The 22376-nt window shown below is 60.3% G+C and carries 22 protein-coding genes; 11 read left to right on the top strand and 11 right to left on the bottom strand.

Annotated features, from left to right (window positions below):
• Window positions 1–41 precede the first annotated feature (41 nt).
• The 3 genes from NKI99_RS31145 to NKI99_RS31135 all read right to left on the bottom strand — a co-directional run bounded on the left by NKI99_RS31145 (window position 42) and on the right by NKI99_RS31135 (window position 2016).
• Window positions 42–656, bottom strand: coding sequence for a class I SAM-dependent methyltransferase (locus tag NKI99_RS31145; RefSeq protein ID WP_352442805.1), 615 nt, complete (start codon window positions 654–656; stop codon window positions 42–44).
• Between the two features lie 177 nt (window positions 657–833).
• Window positions 834–1148 carry a YMGG-like glycine zipper-containing protein gene (locus NKI99_RS31140; protein WP_352442804.1) on the bottom strand — a complete coding sequence of 105 codons (315 nt, stop codon included), beginning with the start codon at window positions 1146–1148 and terminating at the stop codon, window positions 834–836.
• A gap of 532 nt (window positions 1149–1680) precedes the next feature.
• Window positions 1681–2016: a hypothetical protein gene (locus NKI99_RS31135; protein ID WP_352442803.1), complete on the bottom strand. Its 336-nt coding sequence runs from the start codon at window positions 2014–2016 to the stop codon at window positions 1681–1683.
• Between the two features lie 590 nt (window positions 2017–2606).
• Between NKI99_RS31135 and NKI99_RS31130 the strand changes: the two genes are divergently transcribed.
• Window positions 2607–3119, top strand: coding sequence for a YciE/YciF ferroxidase family protein (locus tag NKI99_RS31130; protein WP_352442802.1), 513 nt, complete (start codon window positions 2607–2609; stop codon window positions 3117–3119).
• An 886-nt stretch (window positions 3120–4005) separates the two neighbouring features.
• Here NKI99_RS31130 and NKI99_RS31125 read toward each other — a convergent pair.
• The 4 genes from NKI99_RS31125 to NKI99_RS31110 form a co-directional block, all read right to left on the bottom strand.
• On the bottom strand, window positions 4006–4311 hold the full coding sequence (locus NKI99_RS31125) for a hypothetical protein (protein WP_352442801.1): 306 nt from the start codon (window positions 4309–4311) through the stop codon (window positions 4006–4008).
• A 488-nt stretch (window positions 4312–4799) separates the two neighbouring features.
• On the bottom strand, window positions 4800–5069 hold the full coding sequence (locus tag NKI99_RS31120) for a hypothetical protein (RefSeq protein ID WP_352613326.1): 270 nt from the start codon (window positions 5067–5069) through the stop codon (window positions 4800–4802).
• Window positions 5070–5694: 625 nt separating this feature from the next.
• A complete protein-coding gene (locus tag NKI99_RS31115) occupies window positions 5695–6831 on the bottom strand; it encodes an extracellular catalytic domain type 1 short-chain-length polyhydroxyalkanoate depolymerase (RefSeq protein ID WP_502905127.1) in 1137 nt (378 codons plus the stop codon).
• Window positions 6832–7089: 258 nt separating this feature from the next.
• Entirely contained in the window at window positions 7090–7269 is a 180-nt protein-coding gene (locus tag NKI99_RS31110; RefSeq protein ID WP_128305172.1) for a hypothetical protein, read from the bottom strand.
• Between the two features lie 374 nt (window positions 7270–7643).
• Here NKI99_RS31110 and NKI99_RS31105 point away from each other — a divergent pair, with 374 nt between their 5' ends.
• From NKI99_RS31105 to NKI99_RS31090, 4 genes are all read left to right on the top strand, one after another.
• Window positions 7644–9437: a PAS domain S-box protein gene (locus NKI99_RS31105; RefSeq protein WP_352442799.1), complete on the top strand. Its 1794-nt coding sequence runs from the start codon at window positions 7644–7646 to the stop codon at window positions 9435–9437.
• A gap of 759 nt (window positions 9438–10196) precedes the next feature.
• Entirely contained in the window at window positions 10197–10790 is a 594-nt protein-coding gene (locus NKI99_RS31100; RefSeq protein ID WP_128305171.1) for an SOS response-associated peptidase, read from the top strand.
• A 5-nt stretch (window positions 10791–10795) separates the two neighbouring features.
• Entirely contained in the window at window positions 10796–11506 is a 711-nt protein-coding gene (locus NKI99_RS31095) for a hypothetical protein (RefSeq protein WP_352442798.1), read from the top strand.
• Window positions 11507–11722: 216 nt separating this feature from the next.
• Window positions 11723–12535, top strand: coding sequence for a class I SAM-dependent methyltransferase (locus NKI99_RS31090; RefSeq protein WP_352442797.1), 813 nt, complete (start codon window positions 11723–11725; stop codon window positions 12533–12535).
• A 59-nt stretch (window positions 12536–12594) separates the two neighbouring features.
• Here NKI99_RS31090 and NKI99_RS31085 read toward each other — a convergent pair whose 3' ends face one another.
• Genes NKI99_RS31085 through NKI99_RS31075 form a run of 3 tightly spaced genes read right to left on the bottom strand, consistent with a single transcriptional unit; the run spans window position 12595 to window position 18057 of the window.
• Entirely contained in the window at window positions 12595–15861 is a 3267-nt protein-coding gene (locus tag NKI99_RS31085) for an error-prone DNA polymerase (RefSeq protein WP_128305169.1), read from the bottom strand.
• Window positions 15858–17381 carry a DUF6504 family protein gene (locus NKI99_RS31080; protein ID WP_128305168.1) on the bottom strand — a complete coding sequence of 508 codons (1524 nt, stop codon included), beginning with the start codon at window positions 17379–17381 and terminating at the stop codon, window positions 15858–15860. Before NKI99_RS31080 ends, NKI99_RS31085 begins: the two co-directional genes overlap by 4 nt.
• Window positions 17293–18057 carry an ImuA family protein gene (locus NKI99_RS31075; protein WP_352442796.1) on the bottom strand — a complete coding sequence of 255 codons (765 nt, stop codon included), beginning with the start codon at window positions 18055–18057 and terminating at the stop codon, window positions 17293–17295. The genes NKI99_RS31080 and NKI99_RS31075 overlap by 89 nt, the downstream gene beginning before the upstream one ends.
• Before the next feature lie 355 nt (window positions 18058–18412).
• On the opposite strand from NKI99_RS31075, the gene NKI99_RS31070 reads away from it, so the two are divergent.
• Window positions 18413–19168, top strand: a complete 756-nt coding sequence (locus NKI99_RS31070; RefSeq protein ID WP_352613324.1) for a hypothetical protein — start codon at window positions 18413–18415, stop codon at window positions 19166–19168.
• 104 nt (window positions 19169–19272) lie between these two features.
• A complete protein-coding gene (locus NKI99_RS31065; RefSeq protein ID WP_127296072.1) occupies window positions 19273–19470 on the top strand; it encodes a hypothetical protein in 198 nt (65 codons plus the stop codon).
• Window positions 19471–19971: 501 nt separating this feature from the next.
• Here the strand turns inward: NKI99_RS31065 and NKI99_RS31060 are convergent.
• Window positions 19972–20184 (bottom strand): hypothetical protein, encoded by a 213-nt coding sequence (locus NKI99_RS31060; protein WP_128305166.1) that lies wholly within the window; start codon window positions 20182–20184, stop codon window positions 19972–19974.
• A gap of 774 nt (window positions 20185–20958) precedes the next feature.
• Here NKI99_RS31060 and NKI99_RS31055 point away from each other — a divergent pair.
• The 4 genes from NKI99_RS31055 (at window position 20959) to NKI99_RS31040 (ending at window position 22346) form a co-directional block, all read left to right on the top strand.
• Window positions 20959–21099: an entericidin A/B family lipoprotein gene (locus tag NKI99_RS31055; protein ID WP_128305165.1), complete on the top strand. Its 141-nt coding sequence runs from the start codon at window positions 20959–20961 to the stop codon at window positions 21097–21099.
• Window positions 21099–21287: a hypothetical protein gene (locus NKI99_RS31050; RefSeq protein ID WP_245486310.1), complete on the top strand. Its 189-nt coding sequence runs from the start codon at window positions 21099–21101 to the stop codon at window positions 21285–21287. The genes NKI99_RS31055 and NKI99_RS31050 overlap by 1 nt, the downstream gene beginning before the upstream one ends.
• A gap of 688 nt (window positions 21288–21975) precedes the next feature.
• On the top strand, window positions 21976–22176 hold the full coding sequence (locus NKI99_RS31045) for a KTSC domain-containing protein (protein WP_164780261.1): 201 nt from the start codon (window positions 21976–21978) through the stop codon (window positions 22174–22176).
• A gap of 35 nt (window positions 22177–22211) precedes the next feature.
• The gene (locus NKI99_RS31040; RefSeq protein WP_352442794.1) at window positions 22212–22346 is read left to right on the top strand and encodes a hypothetical protein; all 135 of its coding nucleotides are present in this window, start codon (window positions 22212–22214) and stop codon (window positions 22344–22346) included.
• The last annotated feature ends 30 nt before the right edge of the window (window positions 22347–22376 follow it).

The raw sequence follows: 22376 nt of genomic DNA, 5'->3' as shown, positions 1-22376 counted from the left end.
ACTGCCTGGCCATCAACACGATGGAGCGCGGCTTCCGCCCCTCACCCCTTCTTGGCGAACGCCCAGACCATCAGCGGGTATTCCTCATCGTTACTGAGATCCCGCCACAGGCCGTAGGCGCGAACAGGGCCACCGATATGGGCCCTGGCGCAGGCCTTGTTGCCCCAGCCGTGGACCTTGACGTTGGCTTCGGGGAACCCACCCTCGACCATCAGCTGTTTGATGCCGGCGGGCGTCCATCTGTTGTAGTCGTGCGGTCTGGCGTGCACGCGAAACAGGAAGGGCGTCGCCACCATCGCCCAACCGCCGGGTCGGGTCATGGCGTGGATATTCTGCACCGCCGCCTGCGGACGCTGGACATGTTCCAGCACCTGGTCGGCGATGACGATCGAATACTGCTCATCGGTGCGATCCTTGCAGATGTCGAAGGCGGGGAAATCAACCGAGCGGTAGTTGGAGCACATCGTACGCCAATAGCGGTTCCAGCCGGGCGAAATCTCGATCACGTCGGAGGATTTACGGTTGCTGGCTTCGAGAAAGAGGGTGAACGCCTCGATCTGGCGGATACGCAGCCAGTTGCGGGAAGCGTAGCCAAGCAGCCGCTTTGCTGCCTGTTTGCCACGATCCTTCAGGGCGCCGGCAAGGCTCTCAGTCATAACGACCTCCAGCCCCGCCGTCCCTGCTGGTAGCCCTATGTTATGGGCAAAAGATGACAACGTAGCGCCGCCTCCGGCGGCGCGATCAGACAAATGTACGACCAGGGCTACTACGCACCGTGGAGCTTCCGTTCCCATTTCCCACTTAGGACAGTGGATGAGCAGACTACCCTCTGCTCAATAATCGCCGTTGTAGTACCTGTCGTCGCACGGTGCCGTGTAGATGCGGCCGCGGCGGTCCTGGTAGCGGCACATCTGTTCGCCGCGCCGTTGCGGCGTAGTGGCGGAGCCGACGACGGCGCCGAGCAGGGCGCCGCCGGCAGCGCCGATGAGCGTGCTTTCGGTGTTGCCGCCGACGGCTTGACCGACGAGGGCGCCGCCAGCGCCGCCGATCAGAGCGCCAGTTCCGGCCCGCTGCTGGCCTTCGGTCTGCGCGCACCCAACCAATGCTGCGGTCATCAGCACGGCGGCTATGACTTTGTGAAAGTTCATGTGAAGTCTCCCTTGAAGGCCTGATATCCCTATGGCTTGCCACGTGCGGCGGCAATGCGGCGGAACGGGGGCACGAGCCCTCACGTTAAAAGACATGGTTTCTCGGGTGTTGATAGAAGCCCTGCCTGCTATTCTCCGGGCCGCTCGTCTTATGGCAACAAGTCTCATTGGATACAAAGTGTCGAAATGCGAGCAATGACTTGTCAGCGGTTCTTGCAAAGCTACTGGCGGCTCTCCAGCGTCACACTGCGGGCTACGCGAATTGCAAGCACCTCCAATCCATTGCCTGCATATCGTCTAAAGTCGTTCATGAGCACCAGGCCGTATATCTGACAAGAAGGATAGTCAGTGGGCGCAGAGCGGATGCCGGCCCGAAGGAGACGAGGCCAGGAACCAGAACAGTGTGACGCCCGATGCGAGAAGATTGAGAGCCGGTCCGGCGACGAATTGTTCGGCCTTTAACACGATCGTCCCCAATGACCTGATCTCGCTCGGATGAAAACCGCGGGAGCGCGACCGTATCTTCTTTGAGTCATTGCCTGATGAACATGCCCGTATAGGTCTGGCCGGCGAGCGCATGGGTTCCGGCCAGCGTTCCGTCGGGCATCATCTTAAAACTGACGTCCGCGCCATTCGGGAGGCGCCCCAGCTTCAACGTAGTCCCTACAATTTTTCCTTCGCCTGCGGCCTCTCCCGGGTTGTTATCGCCCAGAATTCCCCACGCGTAAGTTACGGTCACCTTTCCGTTCGAGGAAACAGATTGAACAGCCAGTTTACCTTCATATGCGCCTTCCAATCGTCCGGCCCAATTGCCCGAAAAAGCAGCGTACTTTGTTGGAACGCCCTTTGAAGGAGGAGTGATTGTCACGGATTGATCCATGATTGCCGGGCCAGGCGGAACAACGGTAGGATCCAAGGCGGGTCGGGAGGGAATGGTAGCAGGTTCGATAGCGGCGGGTTGCGGCGGTTCAGGAGCCGATTGGCACGTGGCTAGGGAAAGTGCCGCGAAGGGCAGTATGAGGTTCCGCATCAATTTCTCCACATCGCTCTCCGACGGGACGTATCCGAAAGCCCACTGAAGGCAGTAAGTTCCACCAGGCCGGATCTTTGGAGGCGCCTGGTAGACCGAAGAGTGGCCATAATAGATAGCCGCTCGTCAACCGTGTAGCGACATTGCGCGGACGGACCTCAGGTGGCTTGTTGGTGAGGCGCACTGCGCTTGATCTACTGTTTGGTATCTGGCTCTGAAACAGCTTGGTCCGGGCGTGCTGGGGACTGGCGAACAAGCTGTCATGACTGCCTTCCTGGAAAATCTGACCGGCTTCCATAAGCGTGAAAGCTGTCCTGAATACAACGGTCCCGCAATCTCACTGCAATCAGAGAACACCCTCCGGAACCAGTTGCCCCTGATCGAGTTGCTATCCTGCCTCGCTTTGAGCGCGAATGGGAGAACACAGGATGGCAACCACTAAGAAGGCTTCACCGAAGGGCCTGAACGAACTTTTCCATGACACGTTGAAGGACATCTATTTCGCCGAAAAGAAGATTCTTGCGACGCTGCCGAAAATGGCGAAGGCCGCTCGAAGCCCGGGTTTGAAGGCGGCGTTCGAAAAGCACCGCGACGAAACGAAGGAACACGTTGCCCGCCTCGAAGAGGTTTTCGAAGTGATCGGCAAGAAGCCGCAGGGTAAGACGTGTGCAGCTATTGTGGGCATCACCGAGGAAGGTGCCGAGATCATGGAAGAATACAAGGGCGCACCTGCCCTGGACGCCGGTCTGCTGGCTGCGGCCCAGGCTGTGGAGCACTACGAAATCTCACGCTATGGCACACTGAAAACCTGGGCCTCCGAACTCCGGCTTGATGAAGCGGTTTCTCTCCTCAATTTAACGCTTGGAGAGGAGAAAGCGACTGACGAGGCGCTGACACAGCTCGCTGAATCGGCTGTCAACATGGCGGCCGAAAACGCGTAGTAGTCCGCATTAGGCGAAGTCTGGCACGTTGGTGCATGCATCTCAACGGGAAGTATCAATGGGCTATCTAAGTACGCTCGTTTCAAGAGTGCTCGGCAAGAAGTCCGGTCCAGCTAGGGGTAACGGCGATATGCGCAAAGCGACCGGCGCGGGTCCGGCAATAGCGGGGCATTCGAAAGACGCGAGGACAACGGCGCCGACCGGCCAGAACCGATCGGCAGCAAGAAAAGGCAAATGACCGAGTCGCAGGAAACGTCGTCACTGAACAGCCAACAATCCCACCTTGGATAGCCATTCCGGCCAACCTTTGACGCAGGCGGTCAGACGACTTCCAAGCTGCCCCATTAGGTCGAGATGCGTGACTTGCAACACGAGGGCCAAGTACAAGCTGCCCCTCTCGAGAGTCTACATGCTGGTCAGTTGAACTGCCCGGCAAGCGTGAATGCTCGGCTTGGGGCAGCCAGATCGCGGATGCAGCCTTGCCAGGCGGCCGGTCACAGGGATGGATGCGGGCCCATACTATCAGGCCGCATCGCTGATCGCTATGTCGCTGCCGGACGCTTCGGAACAGCCGGCGCTGGCATCGAGCCCAGTTTCCCTCGGCAAATCCATCCTACCCAGCTAAGCCGTTCATGAAGCGCGCAGCCAAGCGCTCCCGCTTTGGCGACTTGGCACGACACCGCACACGTTACTGATCGTCTCAGCAACCCGGTATGCCGCTCTCCTGAAAAGCCACGGCATCCAATTGCGCAGGTCGCAGAGGCTCGCAATTAACTCTGATAGCAACCCATTTCAGATTTCGTCGAATGCCGCGGTTGCTGTTCGGCCCGGGACGGGCGTGGCAAACACGTTGATCAACCAGAGGCATCTGAACCTCTCAGGCTGCTTAGACCAATGCCATCGGTAGGTATCGGATAATGATCTCCTCCTGCCGGAAACGGCGCTCCAACTCCGCTCGGCGCCTTCGCCAATCGGGCAGATCGACTTCTTCCGTCATCACCTCGAAGATGACGATCTCGTCCATGTCGGACTCTTTTCCCTGCCTCCACACCCCTTCCGCGGGAGTCCGAAGATACGCAGTGACACCTTCGAAGGTATCGGCGAGTTCTTGCTTCACACGGTCGAAGTCTTCCTTGGCGAACGGCTCTCCCGCGTTGTCGGAACGAGGAAGCAGGATCTGGACAAGGTGCATGCGGCCACCTCCAAGATTTTTAAACGGCCGCGACATTTCGATGTCCCATCAGCCGCCGCATTGCACCGGCCGAGGCGCAAGGCAGCCCGCGATAGGTTGCAAAACGCGTTCGGACTCGTTTGGACTGGTGGCTCGCACCTTGGCACTGTTCTCGGCGGCGGACCGGGCGGCCCCCGATCAGCGTCATCTAAAGCGACACGAACGGCGCTCCAAGACTGCCTTCCGGCCGCGGCTGCAAGTCTATCGTGTCACCATCACCGTGTACCAATCATTCGTTTTATCCGGGGTTTTTGGCGGCAGCCTCTTGCGTGCGGCTGGCCTTATCCTTGCGAGGGCCAGGCTGCGTCGCGAGATCATTTGGCGCCCAGGGATTTCCCTTCGGTTTTTCTTTCCCTGGCGAAACATGCAGGGAAAAGGTTCCCCTCACCTGCGCCCAAGCACGCGCCGGATATTCACCGATACGCGATCACGAGCCATGCCGCGGCACTTTAAACCGTTGTGGTGCGCATTTGCTCGCCACCCCAGAACCTCATGAGCAGCCTCGTGCCTTCAGAGACCGGCATACGCACGACAATTGGATCATACGGTTCCTTTTCCGATTGCCTATAGTTCATTGTGAAAAGTGCGGCCCGCTCGTCGCACACCATAATTGCGCGGACATAGCGAATCGCCCCATTCTTGACACCGGAGTAGCTCGCCCATCCGGGGGCAATGCGCCGATAGGTCAGTCGCCAACCGGCCTTTTCGTCCTCGATCATGCGATGCTCGATCTCGGCGCGAAAACTGGCTTTCCCCGGTCGCGCCCCCCAAACGACCAGAAACGCATCCCTTGGGCCACGAAAGGCCGCCCCCTGATGCGAATGCTGCGTCAGGGCGAAGCCTGGAGGGATATCGAATGTGAAGCCAAGCTGCCGGACCCCGAAGGGCTTCCAGGCTTCGGCCTGAAGCCACGTCGTCCAGATGAGGAAGGCTGTAAGGCCTAAAAGTAAGCGTCGCATTGCTTTGATTTAGCGTCGGCTGAAAAGGGGTCCAGACGGAAAGAGGGTCCGTGACATTAAATGCGGCAATATGCAGTTCGAAGCTCGAAGCGCGAACGGGGGGATAGGCGATCTTGCCGGCGACTTCGATGTTAGCGGTGTCGAGACTGAGAGCAAGCTTTCGGGGGCTATTGCTGTCGTTGATCTCGTCGGTTTTTTTGCGCATATCTCTTGATATAGCGACCGGCCCAGAGATACCCGCCCAAGAAGGCCACGCATCGCTCCAGGATTCCGCCGCGGCGCGGCTTCCGCTCGCCAAACCGAGCTTAAAAGCCAGGCACGGCAGAACTTCAACGACCAGAGGCGGCCTGGGCAGGGCCACAAAAAGCTCCTCCACCACAACAATTTAGCGCATCAATCCCGCGGCGCGCAGCGCATCTTCGATGACCTTGGAAATCCCGCTCGCCGGGCCACGCGCATTGGCTCGCTCCGGCGTGGGATCGATACGGACTGCCCGCGGTTTTTCCATTGGTGCAAAGAACTGCAACGCGGCAGCTGAAGCGACGTCGGCTTTGCCGTTGCGTCGCACGACGGGCTTCATCAATTCCCAGAAGCGGGCGATGTGGCGCGTCGAGGAAATCCCAACATCCAGCATGAAAGGCCCTGCTTTGCCGAGACCATCGCCGCCGCCAGTTTGCAGTGGCGTTCCATGCCCCATCCCGGCAATGGTGAACGTCTCGACCACGTCGCGACCTTTGCTGTCGGACCAGATCTTGCGCGTCTGGCCGTCTATCTTCTCTATGCGTGTTGGCTTTTCGCTGAGGTTGTGCACGCTTTGCCACTGCGCCAGCACCGCGTCCGCATTCGCTGGCACGACGGTCGTGTCGGCCGAGCCCTGCCACAGCGAAAGCCGCGGCCACGGGCCGTTGTGCGGCGAGGCTGCCCGCAACAGGCGCTGGAGGTCGGTTCGGGACGGACCGCCATGGCCGCGCATGCGGCTGAAGGCTTCGGGGATGGTCGAGGCAGTGCCATAGGCAAGCCCGGCAATGATGGCGCCGCCGGCAAACAGTTCGGGATAGTTTGCCAGCATCACCGCCGCCATGGCGCCCCCTGCGGACAGACCTGTGATAAAGATCCTCTTGCGATCAAGACCATGCGTAACGACTACCGCCTCGATCATCTGGCGGATGGAAAGTGCCTCGCCGCTGTCGCGGCTGATATCGCCTGGCACAAACCAGTTGAAGCAAAGATTGGCATTGTTGGCGCGCTGCTGCTCGGGGAAAAGCACGGCAAAATCATGCTTGGCGGCGAGCTCGGTCCAGCCGGAGCCATGATCATAGCTGGCCGCATTCTGGGTGCAGCCATGCAGCACAACGACCAGCGCCGCCTGCCGGGTTGGATTCTCCGGAAGATAAAACCACGCACGCAAGGCCCCAGGATTGGACCCGAACCCTGTGATTTCGGACAAGTGAGCGTCCTTCCGGCCCCCGGATCCGGCTGGCCGCGCGCTCAGGCGAGCGATCGTGTCGGATATACTTGGCAAATCAGTGTCCTTGCGCGCCGGAATGGCACAGTCGTGCACAACGCACATGCAACCAAATGGTTGCTGCAATGCACAATACGAGCCGCCTCATCCGGGAACCTTGTTGATGTATTGCCACGCTCAATGCGCGCTCTGTGCCTTCGTACCGCGAACCGAAGCAAAACGGCCAGCAGGCAGACGGGCGAAACGGCTATCGCCCTCCACCTCTGAGGCCGGCCTCGCACGAAAGTCCGCGAGCTGAACATGTAAACGGCGTGGCTATCCGGTCATTCTCGGCTGCTGGCCGGCAAACATCTCTCTGATAACCCGGACCACCTCTGCAGATTCGGCGGGCTTCATCAGTGTGACGCCGAATGAGAATGCTTCGTGGCTCTCCTCGACACCTAGGCCGGAATAGACGACGAAAGGAACAGCCCGGCCAGCCAAGGTTTTTGCCACTTCAACGCTCTCGCCGTCCTACAACCTGACGTCCAGGACCGCTGCGGCGGGTGTGTGGTTTGCGAGAAAACGCTTCGCTTCGGAACATAGGATGCCAATGCTACGGCAAAGCCTGGCTCGCGAAGGGCGGCCTCGACCTCCACGGTAATTAAAGCTTCGTTGTCTACGACAGGCACCAGGGATTTTTTTCATTTGAGGCCCGATTTGCACGTTCGTAGGTCAAACACGAGGTCGTTTTTCCGTCCGGGTCTAAGCTTGCATGTCGCAAAAGGCTGAATCAAGAGCAGCATCGTACGCAGGCCGCGAAGGACGAGCTATAGGAACAACTTGGCGACACCCCGCGTTATGGCGGGTTAAACAGAGAGGGGTTTTGGATGAATGGAGTACCGCAGGCGAATGGTATCGCCTTCAAGAACCCGGAAATGCCCGGTGAGGATAACCGGAACTTCGACTACCAGGATTTCTTCGAAAACGGCGCCGTCGCCCTCCATCTGGTCAGCGCAGATGGGGTTATTCTGCATGCCAACCAAGCCGAGCTCGATCTTCTCGGCTATTCTTCACAGGACTATATCGGCCGCCATATCGCGGATTTCTATCCCGACCGGAGGGTGATCGAGGATATTTTGGGGCGCCTTACCCGTGGCGAAAAGATCGCGAGATATCCGGCGCGATTGAGGGCTCGCAATGGCTCAATCAAGCATGTCGAAATCACGTCGAGCGGCCAGTTCCGAGCCGGCGATCTGGTCCACACAAGATGCTTCACCGTTGATGTAACCGACCTCGTGCGGACGCGGACTGAACTGCGGCGGCAGGACAGCACCTATCATCAGGTGCTCGATAGTCTCCCAGTCGCCATCTACACGACTGACCCGGATGGCGTCATCACCTACTACAACCGAGCCGCCGCCGAGCTGGCGGGCCGGGAGCCCGAAATCGGCAAGGACAAGTGGTGCGTGACGTTCAAGCTGTTCATGCCCGACGGCACGGAATTGCCGCACGACGAGTGCCCGATGGCGATCGCGCTCAAGGAAAACCGCCCGGTGCGTGGCCAGCAGGCCATAGCGCAACGCCCTGACGGATCCTTCTTCCCCTTCGAGCCGTACCCGACACCGATCCGCGATGAGAGCGGCGATCTGACCGGCGCTGTCAACATGCTGTTTGATCTCACCGACCGCCAGCGTGCCGAGGAGGCCAGGCACCATCTGTCAGCCATCGTGGAATCCTCGTTCGACGCAATCGTCAGCAAGGATCTGAACACCGTCATCAACAGCTGGAATCGCGGTGCCGAACGGCTGTTCGGCTATACCGCCGAGGAAGCGATCGGCCGGTCGGTGGCCATGCTGATCCCGGATGATCACCAGGACGAGGAACCCCGCATCCTTGAACGCATCCGCCGCGGCGAAGCGGTCGACACATACGAAACGATCCGTCGGCGCAAGGATGGCAGCCTGGTTCCCGTCTCGCTGACGGTGTCACCCGTGCGCAGCGCAACCGGGCAGATCATCGGCGCCTCCAAGATCGCCCGAGACATCACGTCGGCTAGGGAAAACGAGCATCGTATCCGCATGCTGATGCGGGAGGTCAATCATCGGGTCAAGAACCAGTATTCCGTCATTCTTTCGATGATCAGGGAAACCAACAAACGTGCCGAAAATCCCGCGGTGTTCGAACGGCAGGTGCGGGAGCGGATCATGGCGCTGTCACGCTCGCACGATCTGCTAGTCGCCGGCGACTGGAGAGGCGTCACCCTCTTTGAACTGTTGCTGTCGCAGGCCAAACCCTTCGGCAATGAGGGACGGATTTCCATGGCGGGACCATCCATTGTGCTGAGCCCCAACGCCGTCCAGTATTTCGGCATTGCCTTCCACGAACTCGCGACCAACTCAGCCAAATACGGCGTGCTTTCGGGAGACAAGGGCACGATTTCGGTCCAATGGAACGCGACCGGCTCCGGTGGCTCGAAGCTCTTCCACCTCACTTGGGCCGAAACAGATGGCCCGAAGGTCCAGAAGATCGGCCAGGGCGGTTTTGGAACCGTGGTGCTCAAGCGGGTGGCGCCTGAGGCGGTCGGAGGGAAGGCCAATCTTGAGTATGGGCCGTACGTGATCAATTGGACGTTGGAAGCGCCGTTGGTTTCCGTGGAGGCATCTGTCGCCAGCGAGGCGTAGGCGTCGAGGGGTCAGCACCTCAGCTTTGTCCGTTCAACCCCCGCGAATTCTCAGAGCCGAGTAGCAAGCCGCTGCGGCAGCTTGCAGCCCTGACGCCTCGATTGTGTCGCCCGATACCCCTGGTAGCATCACGTCCTTTGGCTTTTTCGGCTCCACTGCGACAGCCTTGACTCGTTCTCAGTCCCGCACCGTCCGATCCGTGCGCCGCGTTGACGCTTGGGACAGCGCGCTTCAGTGGCCGGACGATGGCCTTACCTGGTCGCCATACCGCACTTGGGCAAGATCGCTGACGGATGCTCGTCATTGGCGCAACATTAGCGGCGACCTTTGCCCGGCATCCTAGTCGACGCGGTACGTCGTGCCATGGCAGAAGGGAGGACAACGGCAGACAACAAGTCGAAGCGAGGCGCCGCCGACCGTCGGCAGATTGCTGGCGGTGAAGGCTCCGAGGTCAATTCCGTCGCCCGCAAGCAACGGCATCAGCAAAGATCAGGCCGAGGCTGATGAAGCGGGTCGGCTCCGTGACAACTTATGGCGGCGCGCAGAAACTAAAGAAATAGGCCGCGGGTCGGGGATGGCGGGTCGGACAATTCGTTTTGGTGAGAGACCAATTCAGTGAGCAAGTCAGCGTCGCGTCGCCTCACAATCGGAGGATCTTCAACTCAGACCGGCATGCATCCAAGCCATCTCATTCATGGCGCTACGGGCAAAGCCGCCCTATCTGGCTACTCTGCAACTGACCGAACCGATGGGGCAGCCATGTGCAATGACTACGAGCAGCATATCGCCTGGGCTGAATATTGCAGGATGATGCAATCGCTGGCGCTCGCCATTCCCTTCCGTCAAACTGAACTGGATTTGCCGCAGGCGGACGACATCCGCATCAGTGATCCCGCCCCGATCATGCGCGCCGCCGGCGAGACGATCGAACTCACGCGCATGACCTTTGCCTTTCCACCCTCCGGGCCCAAAGGCGGGCCGGTCTTCAACTTTCGCTCGGACGGACGGAGTTTCGCCAACAGCAAGCGCTGCCTTATTCCGGCATCAGCTTTCTTCGAATTCACCGGAAAGAAGTCGCCAAAGGCGAAGCATCGCTTCACCCTCAACGGCGCTCCGTTCATGGCCATCGCCGGACTGTGGCGGGACGGCGAAGGCAACAAGCCGCCCACATTCGCAATGCTGACGACTGCACCCGGGCCGGATGTGGCGCCTATCCACAATCGCCAGATTGTGGTGCTGCGCCCGGAGGATTGGGCGGCATGGATCTACCTCACGAAACCCGAGGTGGAGCTGTTGAAGGCCCTGCCTGCCGGCTCGTTGGCGGTAGAAACCATGCGACAAGGAAGCGACTAGCTCAGATGCCGGTGCGTTTTGCGGGAACCCGGAAGATTCTTGGCGGCATCGCTGCGGCTATTGTGACTCCTCGAGATCGCGGCTCTCGCCAAAGCATCAGCACCTCATTGTCACTGATTGCCGAGTGGCCACTTCAGCCATCAGCGACGCTTGGCTCGTCGGTGCGCACGAAAGGTATCGAGCGTGAAATACGTGCCCGCCTGCCATGGGCGGTGAGAAAATACATCACAGCCGAGACTGGCCGCATGACATTGCGGATGCGCCAAGACGATGCCGAAGAGTTCGAGGCCGCCTCCAACAAGCTCGCCAAGATGCTGGAAACCATCGAAGTACTCCCGGTCCTGCCAAGCGAGGCCGAGGACATCCTCGCGATCACTTCGCGAGAGCGTCACAAGTGGCTGAAAGACGGACGGCTGCAAAGCATTGGCACCCGCACCGTGAAGATGCGCGGTCGATCCAAGGCCGTCACCTTCCACGTGTTCGATCCCAAGCACATAGAGGACATCCTTGATCGTGATCTGCCAAGCCTTTGGCGCGAAGAGGACGCGCAGCAAGTTACAGAGAACAGGCGACGCGGTGCCGGCAAGGCTGCCCTCACGCGGGCGGGAAAGGGTAGCGAGAAGGTTCGCGGTGCCGGGAATAACCCCAGAGATGACGCTCTCGGGCCTAAGTTGAAGGGCTGGGACGCGTTCGACGACGAGGGCCTGCTCCGCTAGATCATCTTGAAGGAGCGGTGAACCGTTCGGCAAAGACAGTGGGTGTCGGCTTACCCGGAAGGCCGGGATCTGAGCAGGCTTTGCAAGCAAGCTGCCGGCAGTATCAATCCTGGTTTCGAGCGCTACAGCAGCACAGGATACCGGAAACGTTCAGAAGCGTCAGGATTGCCGAAACCCAGGCGTTAGTGGATGCTCCGTACCCAGAGGAGTGCCCCTATGATCGACGTCACAAAACACTACGGCAGCGACGGGATCGTTGAGCGCATACTGGCCGCGATCCCCGACCCAAAACCCGATGGCCTCAGTGCCGCGCAGCTTTATCCGTTCGACCAGCTTCACGGCCGCGAGCTCATCGCCACGCGGGATCATGGAGCTCGTCTTGCCCCCTCGCCCACCGACCGGATCCTTGACATCGGCAGCGGCATTGGCGGCCCGGCGCGCTTCCTGGCCGCCACCTATGGCTGCCAGGTCGACGGCGTCGACCTCACACCAGCCTTTGTCGAGGCATCCGGCCGACTGACCACGCTCAGCGGCCTTGGCGACAAGGTTCGCTTCCACGAAGCCGACGCGGCGAAACTGCCCTTTGCCGACAACACATTCGACGCCGCAATCTGCTTCTATGTCAGCATGAACATCGCCGACAAGGCCGCCGTCATCGGGCAGGCTTTTCGCGTTCTGAAGCCGGGCGGCAAACTGATCTGGACCGAAGCCGTGCTGGCTGGCGGCGAACCAAATTACCCCTTGCCCTGGGCGGTTGGGCCGGTAACCAGCCACCTTGTTGACCGGGATACCCTGAAGACCCTTTTCGCCGACGCGGGCTTCCATATTGACGAAGTCATCGACGAGACCGGCGAACATGTCGAACTGGCGATGCAAAGGGCCAGTTCCGACATCATTCCTTCGCCTGCGCAACAGCAGGCCAATGAAATCGTCCTCGGCACCGAATTCGTGCAGCGACGCAAGAACTATATCCGCAGCCTGAGTGAAGGCAAGCTGGCGTCGCTGGCCGTCATCGTCTCACGCAGCTAAATTGATTCCGGGAGTGCGGCCCGGCCATCTCTCCGAAAAGCAGCTCGTCCCAACCAAGCCTACCTGAAATCTCGCGTCTTCACCTTGATCTGGTCGATGTGCAGATAGGGATCGATGATGTTCCGCGGCCGCGGCCCCTTCGGCAGTCCACGCGGATCAGGCGTCGGACTGCCGTGATGAAACTCGTCACCGCGCCCATGCGGCAGCGGGAAGGCAGCATCCCGATCACCAACGCTCGCCAGATCGGCGGATAGATCGCTGAGCCGATGAGCGACGAGATGAACCACCTCGCCTTCCCGCTGAACGCGCCCATGGACGGCGATCATGCCGGCGCCGAGCACGACGCGGCGATATTTCTCGAACACCTTCACCCAAACGACCAGATTGGCGATCCCAGTCTCGTCTTCAATCGTGATGAACATCACGCCCTTGGCCGAGCCGGGGCGTTGACGGACCAATACGAGTCCAGCCGCTTCAAGCCATTGGCCATCGCGCGCCTGCATGGCCTCGCGGCACGAGACAATGCGCCGGCGACGCAGGTCGGCGCGCAGGAAGGAAACGGGATGGTCACGCAACGTGAGCCCGACATGCCCGTAATCTTCAACGACCTCCCCCCCCGCTGTCATGGCGCGTAGCATGACGCCCGGTTCCTGGATCTCCGGCACCGTTTGCTGCTCGCGGCTGGAGGCGGCCGAAAACAGCGGCAACGGGGCGTCGCGCAGCGCCTTGATCGCCCACAGGGCCTCACGCCTCGCCAACGACAATGAAGGTTGAAACGCGTCGGCCTGTGCGAGTTCAACCAGCGACGCTGCGCGAACGCCGGCCCGGCGCCATAGATCATCGATGGAGGCAAATGGCCGGTCGGCACGTGCGCCCACTATGGTTGCCGCGTCTGCGTTGGCCAGCCCGCGGACCATGCGCAGGCCAAGGCGAACGGCAAACCGATCCTCGTTCTCTTTGGGTTCGAGCGTGCAGTCCCAGCGCGAGGCGTTCACACAGACCGGACGCACCTCAACCCCGTGGTCGCGGGCATCGCGGGCGATCTGCGCCGGTGCGTAGAATCCCATCGGCTGCGCATTGAGCAGGGCCGCACAGAAGACATCGGGGTGATGACATTTCATCCAGGAGGATGCATAGGCGATCAGTGCGAAGCTGGCGGCATGGCTCTCTGGAAAGCCATAGCTGCCGAAGCCTTCCAGCTGCTTGAATGTCTTTTCGGCGAACTCGCGCTCGTAACCATTCTTGACCATGCCGCCGATCAGCTTGGCGCCGAAGCTGGAGACGCCACCGGTGTGCTTGAAGGTCGCCATGGCGCGGCGAAGCTGATCCGCCTCACCAGGCGTGAAGCCGGCGCATTCGATCGCCACCCGCATCGCCTGTTCCTGGAACAGCGGCACGCCCAGTGTTTTTCCGAGCACTTTTTCCAACTCAGGCTTGGGATAGACGACGTCTTCCTTGCCTTCGCGCCGGCGCAGATAGGGATGCACCATGTCGCCCTGGATCGGACCGGGCCGCACGATCGCCACCTCGATGACCAGGTCGTAAAAAGTTCGCGGTTTGATGCGCGGCAGCATCGACATCTGGGCGCGGGATTCGATCTGGAAGGTGCCCAGCGTATCCGCCCTGCGGATCATCGCATAGGTGCGCGGATCCTCGGCCGGGATCGTCGCGAGATCGAGAGTGATGCCCTTGTGCTGCGCCAGGAGATCGAAGCCGCGCTTCATGCAGGACAGCATGCCGAGCGCCAGCACGTCGACCTTCATGAACTTGAGCGCGTCTATGTCATCCTTGTCCCATTCAATGACCTGGCGATCCTTCATCGCGGCAGGCTCAATCGGCACCAGATCGTCGAGCCGGTCGCGGGTCAGCACGAAGCCACCGGGATGCTGCGACAGATGCCGCGGCGCGCCGATCAATTGCCTGGCGAGATCCAGCGCCAGGCGCAGGCGGCGATCGCCGAGATTGAGATTCAGCTCCTCGGCATGTTTCGGCTGGACGCCTTCATCCGACCAGCCCCACACCTGCGACGACAGCATCTTGATCAGGTCTTCAGGCAGCCCCAGAGCCTTGCCGACGTCCCGCAAGGCGCCTTTCGACCGATAACGGATGACGGTCGAGCACAGTGCTGCATGCTCACGGCCATAGGTGTCGAACACCCATTGCATGACGATTTCACGCCGCTCATGCTCGAAATCGACATCGATATCGGGCGGCTCGCGGCGTTCCTCGGAGACAAAGCGTTCGAACAGAAGATCGTTGCGGTCGGGATCGATCGAGGTGATGCCAAGGACATAGCAGACGGCGCTGTTGGCCGCCGACCCCCTGCCCTGGCAGAGGATGTCCTGGCTGCGGGCAAAGCGCACGATCGCATTGACGGTCAGAAAATACGGCGCGTATCGCAGCTTCTCGATGAGCTGCAATTCATGCCTGAGCGTGGCGACAACCTTGTCCGGCACACCTTCGGGAAACCGCTCCATCGCGCCTTCCCAGGTGAGTTTTTCCAAGGCTTGCTGCGGCGTTAGGCCCGGCAGCATGCGCTCCTCGGGATATTGATAGGCGAGCTCGTCCAGTGAAAACCGGCAGCGCTCGGCGATTTCAACCGTCCGAGCGATCGCCTCGGGATGGCGGCCGAAAAGACGAGCCATTTCTTCCGGCGGTTTCAGGTAGCGGTCGGCATGCCGCTCGCGCCGAAACCCGGCACCATCGATCGTGACATTGTGGCGGATGCAGGTGACGACGTCCTGCAAGATGCGCCGTGACGGTTCATGGAAGAGCACATCGTTGGTAACAACCGTCGGCACGCCGGCCTCTCCGGCAAGGTTGGACAGTTCGTGCAGCCGCAGCGCGTCATTTGGGCGGCGAAACAAGGTCAGGGCCATATAGGCTCGATCGCCGAATGCCTGGTGTAGCCGCCGCAGCCAGAGCGAGCATGTGTCATCAGCCTGATCCGGAATGAACACGGCAATAAGGCCTTCGCCATAGGCGACAAGGTCTGCCCAATGCAGAAGGCATTTCGCCTTGCCGCCACGCTTCTTGCCCAGCGACAGCAAACGGCAAAGCCGCGAATAGGCCGCGCGATCCGTTGGATAGACCAGGATGGAAATCTTTTCCGCCAGATCAAGCCGGCAGCCGACGATCAGCCTGACGCCGGTTGCCTTTGCAGCCTCGTGAGCCCGAACAACGCCAGCCAGGCTGTTGCGGTCACAGATGGCAAGCGCCGGCAGGGCCATGATTGCGGCCTGCGCAAACAATTCCTCGCAGGAGCTGGCGCCGCGCAGGAAGGAAAAATGCGAGGTGCACTGGAGTTCGATATAGGACGCAGTCATCCGAAGATGCCATGCAGGAACCAGCGATGCGAACCGGTCGCGGCATCCTCGCCGTCGCCGGCGCGATAGATCCAGAACCGCTCGCCGGCCTCGTCTTCGACCTGAAAATAGTCGCGCACGGCGGCAAGCTCGGCATCACGCTTCCACCATTCGCCAAAGACCCGCTCGGGGCCATCGGCGCGCTTGACCCGTCGGCGGATGCCTCTCCAGGTAAAGCTAGCCGGCGGATGATCCGGCAGCAACGCTATCGCCTCGATGGGCTCCGGCACCGCAAACAGACGAGCCGGCCGCGGCCAATGATCTGGCCATGCCTGGCCGGTTTCGGCCGATGCCGGCGCCACGCGCCGGAACGATCGCTCGGGCACGTCGCTTGCCACGGGGGTAAACCGATACAGCTTCTCCTCGCCGACACGATTGCCGAGGATGTCGATCAGGTCTGAGATGTCAGCGTCCGGTTGCTCGATGAGTGAGGAGATGGTCTGCTTGGGCGTCAACGGCTCGGCCAAGGGTGCGGACAAGCGCATCAACTCGATGCCGAAACCCGGATCGATCTTCTCGATCTTGTCGCATAACAAACGCGTCAGCCGCTTCACGTCGCGGACCGGCAAGGCAGTGCCGACGCGAATGGCTTGGATGCTGTTGTCGACCCGGTAGAACAGCAGGTCGAGCCGCCGGGCGCCAAGGCCCTTGGTCTCCAGCTCGACACATAGCGCTTGAACAAGCTTGCCGATGTAGCGGGCGATCGTCTCGGCCGCACCGATGGGTTCGCCGAAGGCTCGTTTTACCTCGACCACATCGGCTGGCCGCACGGGTTCTATCGGTTCGGCAAGGCGTCCAGCAGCCTGGTCAAGGCGACGACCCAGTTCCGGTCCGAAGCGCAGGATCAGTGGCCCGCGTGGTTGCTTCAGAAGCTCGCCTACTCTGTCGAAGCCCAAAACCCGCAGACCGCTGACGATCGCATCGGGCAACCGCAGTGCCGCGATGGGCAGAGGAAGGATCGCATCACAGGTTGCATTGACAGCGACCACGCTGACGGTCTGCCGCACGTAGCGCGCAACGGCATGAGCGGCACCCCAGCTATCGGCAATCGCTGACCGCGCCGAGAAGCCGACCTGGCCGAGACGCTCGACCATATCGGCCAGCATCAACTGTTCGCCGCCATGAAGGTGATCGGCGCCAGTGGTCTCCATGACCAATCCGTCCGGAGTATCCACAGCGGCGATGGGCGCATAGCGTCTCAACGCCCATAGCGCCAGCCGCTCCAATGCCTCCGCGTCGGCATCGGGCTCGGCGTCCATAACCGCCAGGCCCTGCACGAGGGCCTGTGCCTTCGTCGCGAGCATTCCGACGCGCAAGCCTGCTTCTATTGCCGCGCGATCCACCGCAGTCACCATGCGACGACTACCATGCCGCCCGACCAGCACCAAAGGCTTATCCGGTGGCGGCGAGACGTCGCCCAATTTCCTTCTGAGCCGGTCGGTCGACCAGTTTGGAAGGAAGAGCGAGACGACCCTTGGCATCACAAGCCTCCACTTCGATATCGAGTGTTTCCCCTCCACGAGATCTGATCAGTTCAAGTTGCCATCGCGCCCGGCCAACGCCGGGCACCGGCAGCGCTTGCGACGGCAACACGGAAACCCGCCAGCGGGTGACAGAGGCCGTCGGCTGCCCGAAATCGGCGGCTTCGGTCTGGCGGCGCCAGCGGCGGATGGCGATGCCTATCGCGCCGGAGCCTTCCGATGCCAGTTGCAACCGGCGCGAGGCAGTCATGGACAGGCGCGCCACTTCCGCGACCACAGCTCCAAGCCCGACATGCCGCAGACCTTCCTCGAAGCAGGCGAGCAAGGATTTGTCGTCACCGGCTTCGACATAGACCACCCGGTCGGGATGCAGTCCGACCTGGGCGATTGCCGGCGCAAACAGATCCTGGCGCGTCACGCACCACAGCACCTTGCCTTGGGTCCTCGCTGCAATCCCGGCTGCAAAAAGCGACGCTGCGGCGCCATCGATCGCTCCATTGCCGCCGCCGGCAACTTCATGAAGTGCGCCAAGCGCCACACCCCCGCCTGGCAGATGACTGTCGATAGAGGAGATACCGAATGGGAGCACCGCTCTTTCGCGCGCATTACCGCCTTCGAGACGCGAAATGCGATTTCGAAGATCGGATATGACAGCGTTTGGCGCCGATGCACTCATTTGTCCCCTGAACGCGAAATGCTGATGATATGTTCCTCATTTGTTCTCTTCCTAATGAAGAGTCAATGGCGTGGTGAGGTGGCGCTGCGGAAGAAATGTTTGTCGCGACCGCCCGGGGACACCGGCAGAACCGTTTGCCAACAGACGAGGCGTCGAAGGCCACCTGTCCTGTTGGATGTTCGCGCCGGCGGCCGACGGCGCCCAAAAACGGCGTATACCGCAGTCCTGCGCGCGTCCGCAATTGCGGACATTGTCGCGCGCGGGATGGTGGTCCGCGTGTAGACCATCAGGAGTCTATTGACACCTTTGTTCTTATTTTGTTCACTACAGGGAGGATTGATACAGGAGGCGAACCATGGAACTTCGCTTGAACATTGAAGGGGCAACGCCCGAGGAACTGGCACGCGGGGTCGCGGCAGCCGAAGCAGTCTTCGCACGCGCCGGCATTACGGCTTTGCAAGGCGCGGAAGGTTTATTCGCGTTGGAAGGGTGGGATATCAAAGGCTTTCCGGAAGACGACCAGCCAACCGAGAACGAGGACCAGGCTGCTTCGGCCTGGGAAGAAGCCGACGAGGCTGCGACAATTGCATGTTGTGCGGGCTGGCCGCAGGACAAAGTCCCGCACCATCAGGTCATGGAACTGATCGACGTTCCCCGCACGAGATTGCGAGCCGAGGCGCTTTCGGACACGTGGCCGGCGCGCAAGCAGCTCTATCCTGACGTCGTCAAACGGCTTGAGGTTACAGCCGGTCCGGACCGCCAGATCGATTTCGATATTGCCTTCGTTCTTGGTTGGGTGCCCGAGCGGCCGACGCAGGATCGGGTTGAGCCGCTTTCGGAAGATGGCGACCGTATCCCCTTCTTCACCAGCGACCTCGCCCAGGTTGAAGAAATGGCTCGCAAGGCGCTCAAGGGCTGGACGATCGAGATTGACCGGGATCCCTATGATGCCCACGTTTTTGATCCTGCAGCCAGCGAAGATGATGAAGAATTGCGCATGGCGGCATGGCGCGATTTCGACGGCTCCCTGCTTATGGAGAAGCCACCTGCAAATGCTGCAATTGCACTGACCCTGGCGATGATGCGCGGCCAGTCGATGCATTTCGAATAGACGGGTTACACGGCCATCGTCGATCGATCGTGCTTGGCCACTCCAGGTCGCACGCTGGATGGCCAAAAGCCCGACAAGCCCACACCGCATCCGAGGAGAGAACCATGTCAGAAAAACCACCCTATATGCCGACCGGCATTGGAATAGGCATGATGAGCGACGACTTAGCCAAGGTCGGCGTTCTGATATTCGAAACGGCGCAAGGGAACTTCGACTTCGCGGTCAATCTGCAGGCAGTCGATGTCCTCACCAAGGCAATCAATAAGATCGAGATGCATCTCCGCTCCGGCCGGACGCACTGAGTGTACGATGTGCCAGATCAGAAAAAGCCGAAGCCAGGAGCTTCGGTAGATCACGCAGGGACGAGGCGTATCGTGGCGGGCGTCGCGAATCCGTTGTCAGTCGCCGAATGGCTCGGCTGGAGGAAACGCTCGGAAGCCAGTGCTCTCGCGCACAACTCGCGGCGCCGGGTTGACGGACTGCCGCTGCGATCGATCACGACTTGCTCACGCTGCATGCCGGCGGTAGTAAAAGACGCGCCCAATGGTGGGCCCGGCGATGTAGCGCTCTCCGCTAACATCGTTCCCGGATTTGGGAGGGCCGGCTAAGTCTTGGTCGACCAATTTCGACAGGACAGCCGTCAATCTGGATTGCCAGTTTGCCGTCCAACGCGACCGAAGTTCTTCGCCCGCTGGTTCGCGCCGGATCATCCCTCCGTCTCCTTCTGCGATGATCGCGACTCGTGGCGTGCGTCACCGCTCTTGCCCTCGACCCTGCCGTTATCCTGGCCAGCGAGCCCACACCTAGCTGCCGCCGCTTAGCGATCGCTCAAACCAGGTTGTCGTGTTGCCGTCGGGGTGCGTTACCCTGATCCATTCGCCAATGTCAGGCTCTTCGGCGTACGGGATGGTTACCGGTCCCCACATCTTCGCGGCTTCCACAACATTTTCGGCCTGAATCTCGGCACGTTCCACGACTCTGCCGTCGCGTATCAGCTCGACGGTGAAACTCTGCATAGGTCGCCTCCTGCCGCCACGACGATACCCCTATCGCTACCCGAGATGAAAAATCATGGCTGTTTCCCGCCAGAAGGAATCGCTTGCCAAGGTGCTGATGCAGGAAGGCGGCAATGTGAAGAATAGGGGCGCTTCGGCATTTTAAGGTTGGCCAGCCACCCACAGATAAAGAGGGAGACGCTTAGCGAGCAATCTCGAACGCGGCCTCCTTCGACTCGGAAGAAAAGTATGCAGCATCAAAGCCTGGGATCAAACACCTAGCCTGTCGAAAGCTGGCGGCCTTTTTAGCATCAGCTTGACGAGTTAATTGCCCCAAACCAGTTTCGGTGTGTGAAAAAGCGAGGAGCAGCTATGACAAAAGTCCATGAAAAGCGGGTCCCGACGAAGCGGGGAATTCTTTCCTCAATCACGGCGCAAGTCATCGAGGTCCGGTCTTTCTGCGACCTGAGCAGGTCTTTTGACCACTGGAATCCCGCTGGCACCGGCTGGCGGGCTTTTTCGTCTTTCAGGGCGTGGATTAGGTCCTAACCGACAAAAGGTGTTACATGGGCAATGAAGAATGCCCGCCCAGCGTACGTTGTCTACGCACCACCGCTGATCGGCCTTCCGTTCCTGGCTGTGATACTGGCTCCGGATGGGACGACCGTCGCAACGCCCTTTGACACCGCAGATGAAGCGGCCGCCCACAACAAGGCGATGGCGGTTACAGGCCAATCCGGTGCGATACGGCACTGAACGTGCATGATAAACCAGGACAAATAGGAGAACCCGTCCATGAAACTGCTACGCACCGCACCGATTGTCATTCTTGCCTGTGCTTTGGCCCTTACGGCTTGCGCCAACACCGTCCGCGGCGTCGGCAGGGATGTCAAATCGACGGCCAACGCAGTCGACGACACGGTCAACAAACCCTGATGCAGAGGACCGTCACGGTTATCGAGAAGACGACAGGCCGCGTGATCGGAGCACTACCGATCGATATTGCCCAGCAGGATCACGAAGCCTCCGATGATCAGTATTTCACCAAGGCCTTCGAAACCGCTATGGACAGCGGCCTTATTAGTGATGCCGACAAGCATGCGGTTGAATTCCGGCTTGAATAACGTCGACGTTGCGACGGCTTTCTGTCGCGCATCGGGGCATTGTGGTTGCATCCTTTTGCACCTCAGCCATCCAGCAGGGGTGTACCCACCGTTTAGTCCAACTATCTCTAGGCACGGCCCGCCGCTGCTATGAATGGGGCGGCGGGTTTTTGACGCGTGAAGCAGCCGCCGCTCCTCATCGCCACTCAGCAGAGGAAGTCGGCGTTTTGGTAGGCGAACACTCTCCCGTTGCTCTCGTCGGTCACCTCAAGAAAGTCGTTTTCGGATCGGGGGAGCGTCACGCGCCTTTTCGTTGCCTGTTCGGCTGCACAATAGGACGTCGGAGCCTCTGCACGATATTCCCCGCTATCACCTGGCCCGCAGGGATATTCTCGGATTTGATACGACACGGTCAGCCCCAGGGTCCGAATCATGCATTAGCGATATCTGAGGTTTCCCTTTTGGCGAGGCGGGGTGTACTTTAGTACCGCTGGGTGATCCTAGCGACCTACACTGCCCGCTGCCGAGAGGTGGCGGGCCTTTTTGTTTATGTGTGGAACGCCGAAATCCAATGAGAGTTGGAATGCCGTCACCGTCCCTTCCGTGGAGGCGATGATGGCCATGGACGTACAGCCGTGGTCGGCCCGCTCGCTGCTTCCTCAGTGGGCGGGCCATCTCGCGGGTCGCTCACCGGAGCAGCTGGTGCACCATGCCGTCGACCTCAATACACAAATTCGAATACGATCCGGAAACCAGGGTTCTCTCAGTGTGGTTTGTAGCGAGTGGCAGGCAGTACGACTTTCTGGACGTACCGCTTGAGACCTTTACCGCGTTCAAAGCCGCCTTCGCCAAGGGCCGCTATTTCAACGACCACGTTCGCAATCGGTATCCATTCCGGCTCGTGACATAGGGCTCCAGTTCCAACGGCTCGTGTTGGGGCTGATCGTGCCAAGCGACCTGCCGGAAGTCACGCATGTCGAGCCGCTGGCCGCATACCGGGCAAATCATGAAATTCTCTCGATCGTCGGCAGGCTCGCCGCCGTGCTGCTTGCCGGGAATCGGCGGGCCAAGGTCGGATAGTTTCGTCATAGCTATCAAACATTCAATTCG

Source organism: Mesorhizobium sp. M0239 (assembly GCF_040321815.1).
GTDB lineage: Bacteria > Pseudomonadota > Alphaproteobacteria > Rhizobiales > Rhizobiaceae > Mesorhizobium.
The sequence above is the reverse complement of the archived record's forward strand: the minus strand, read 5'-3'. Positions and strand labels throughout refer to the sequence as shown.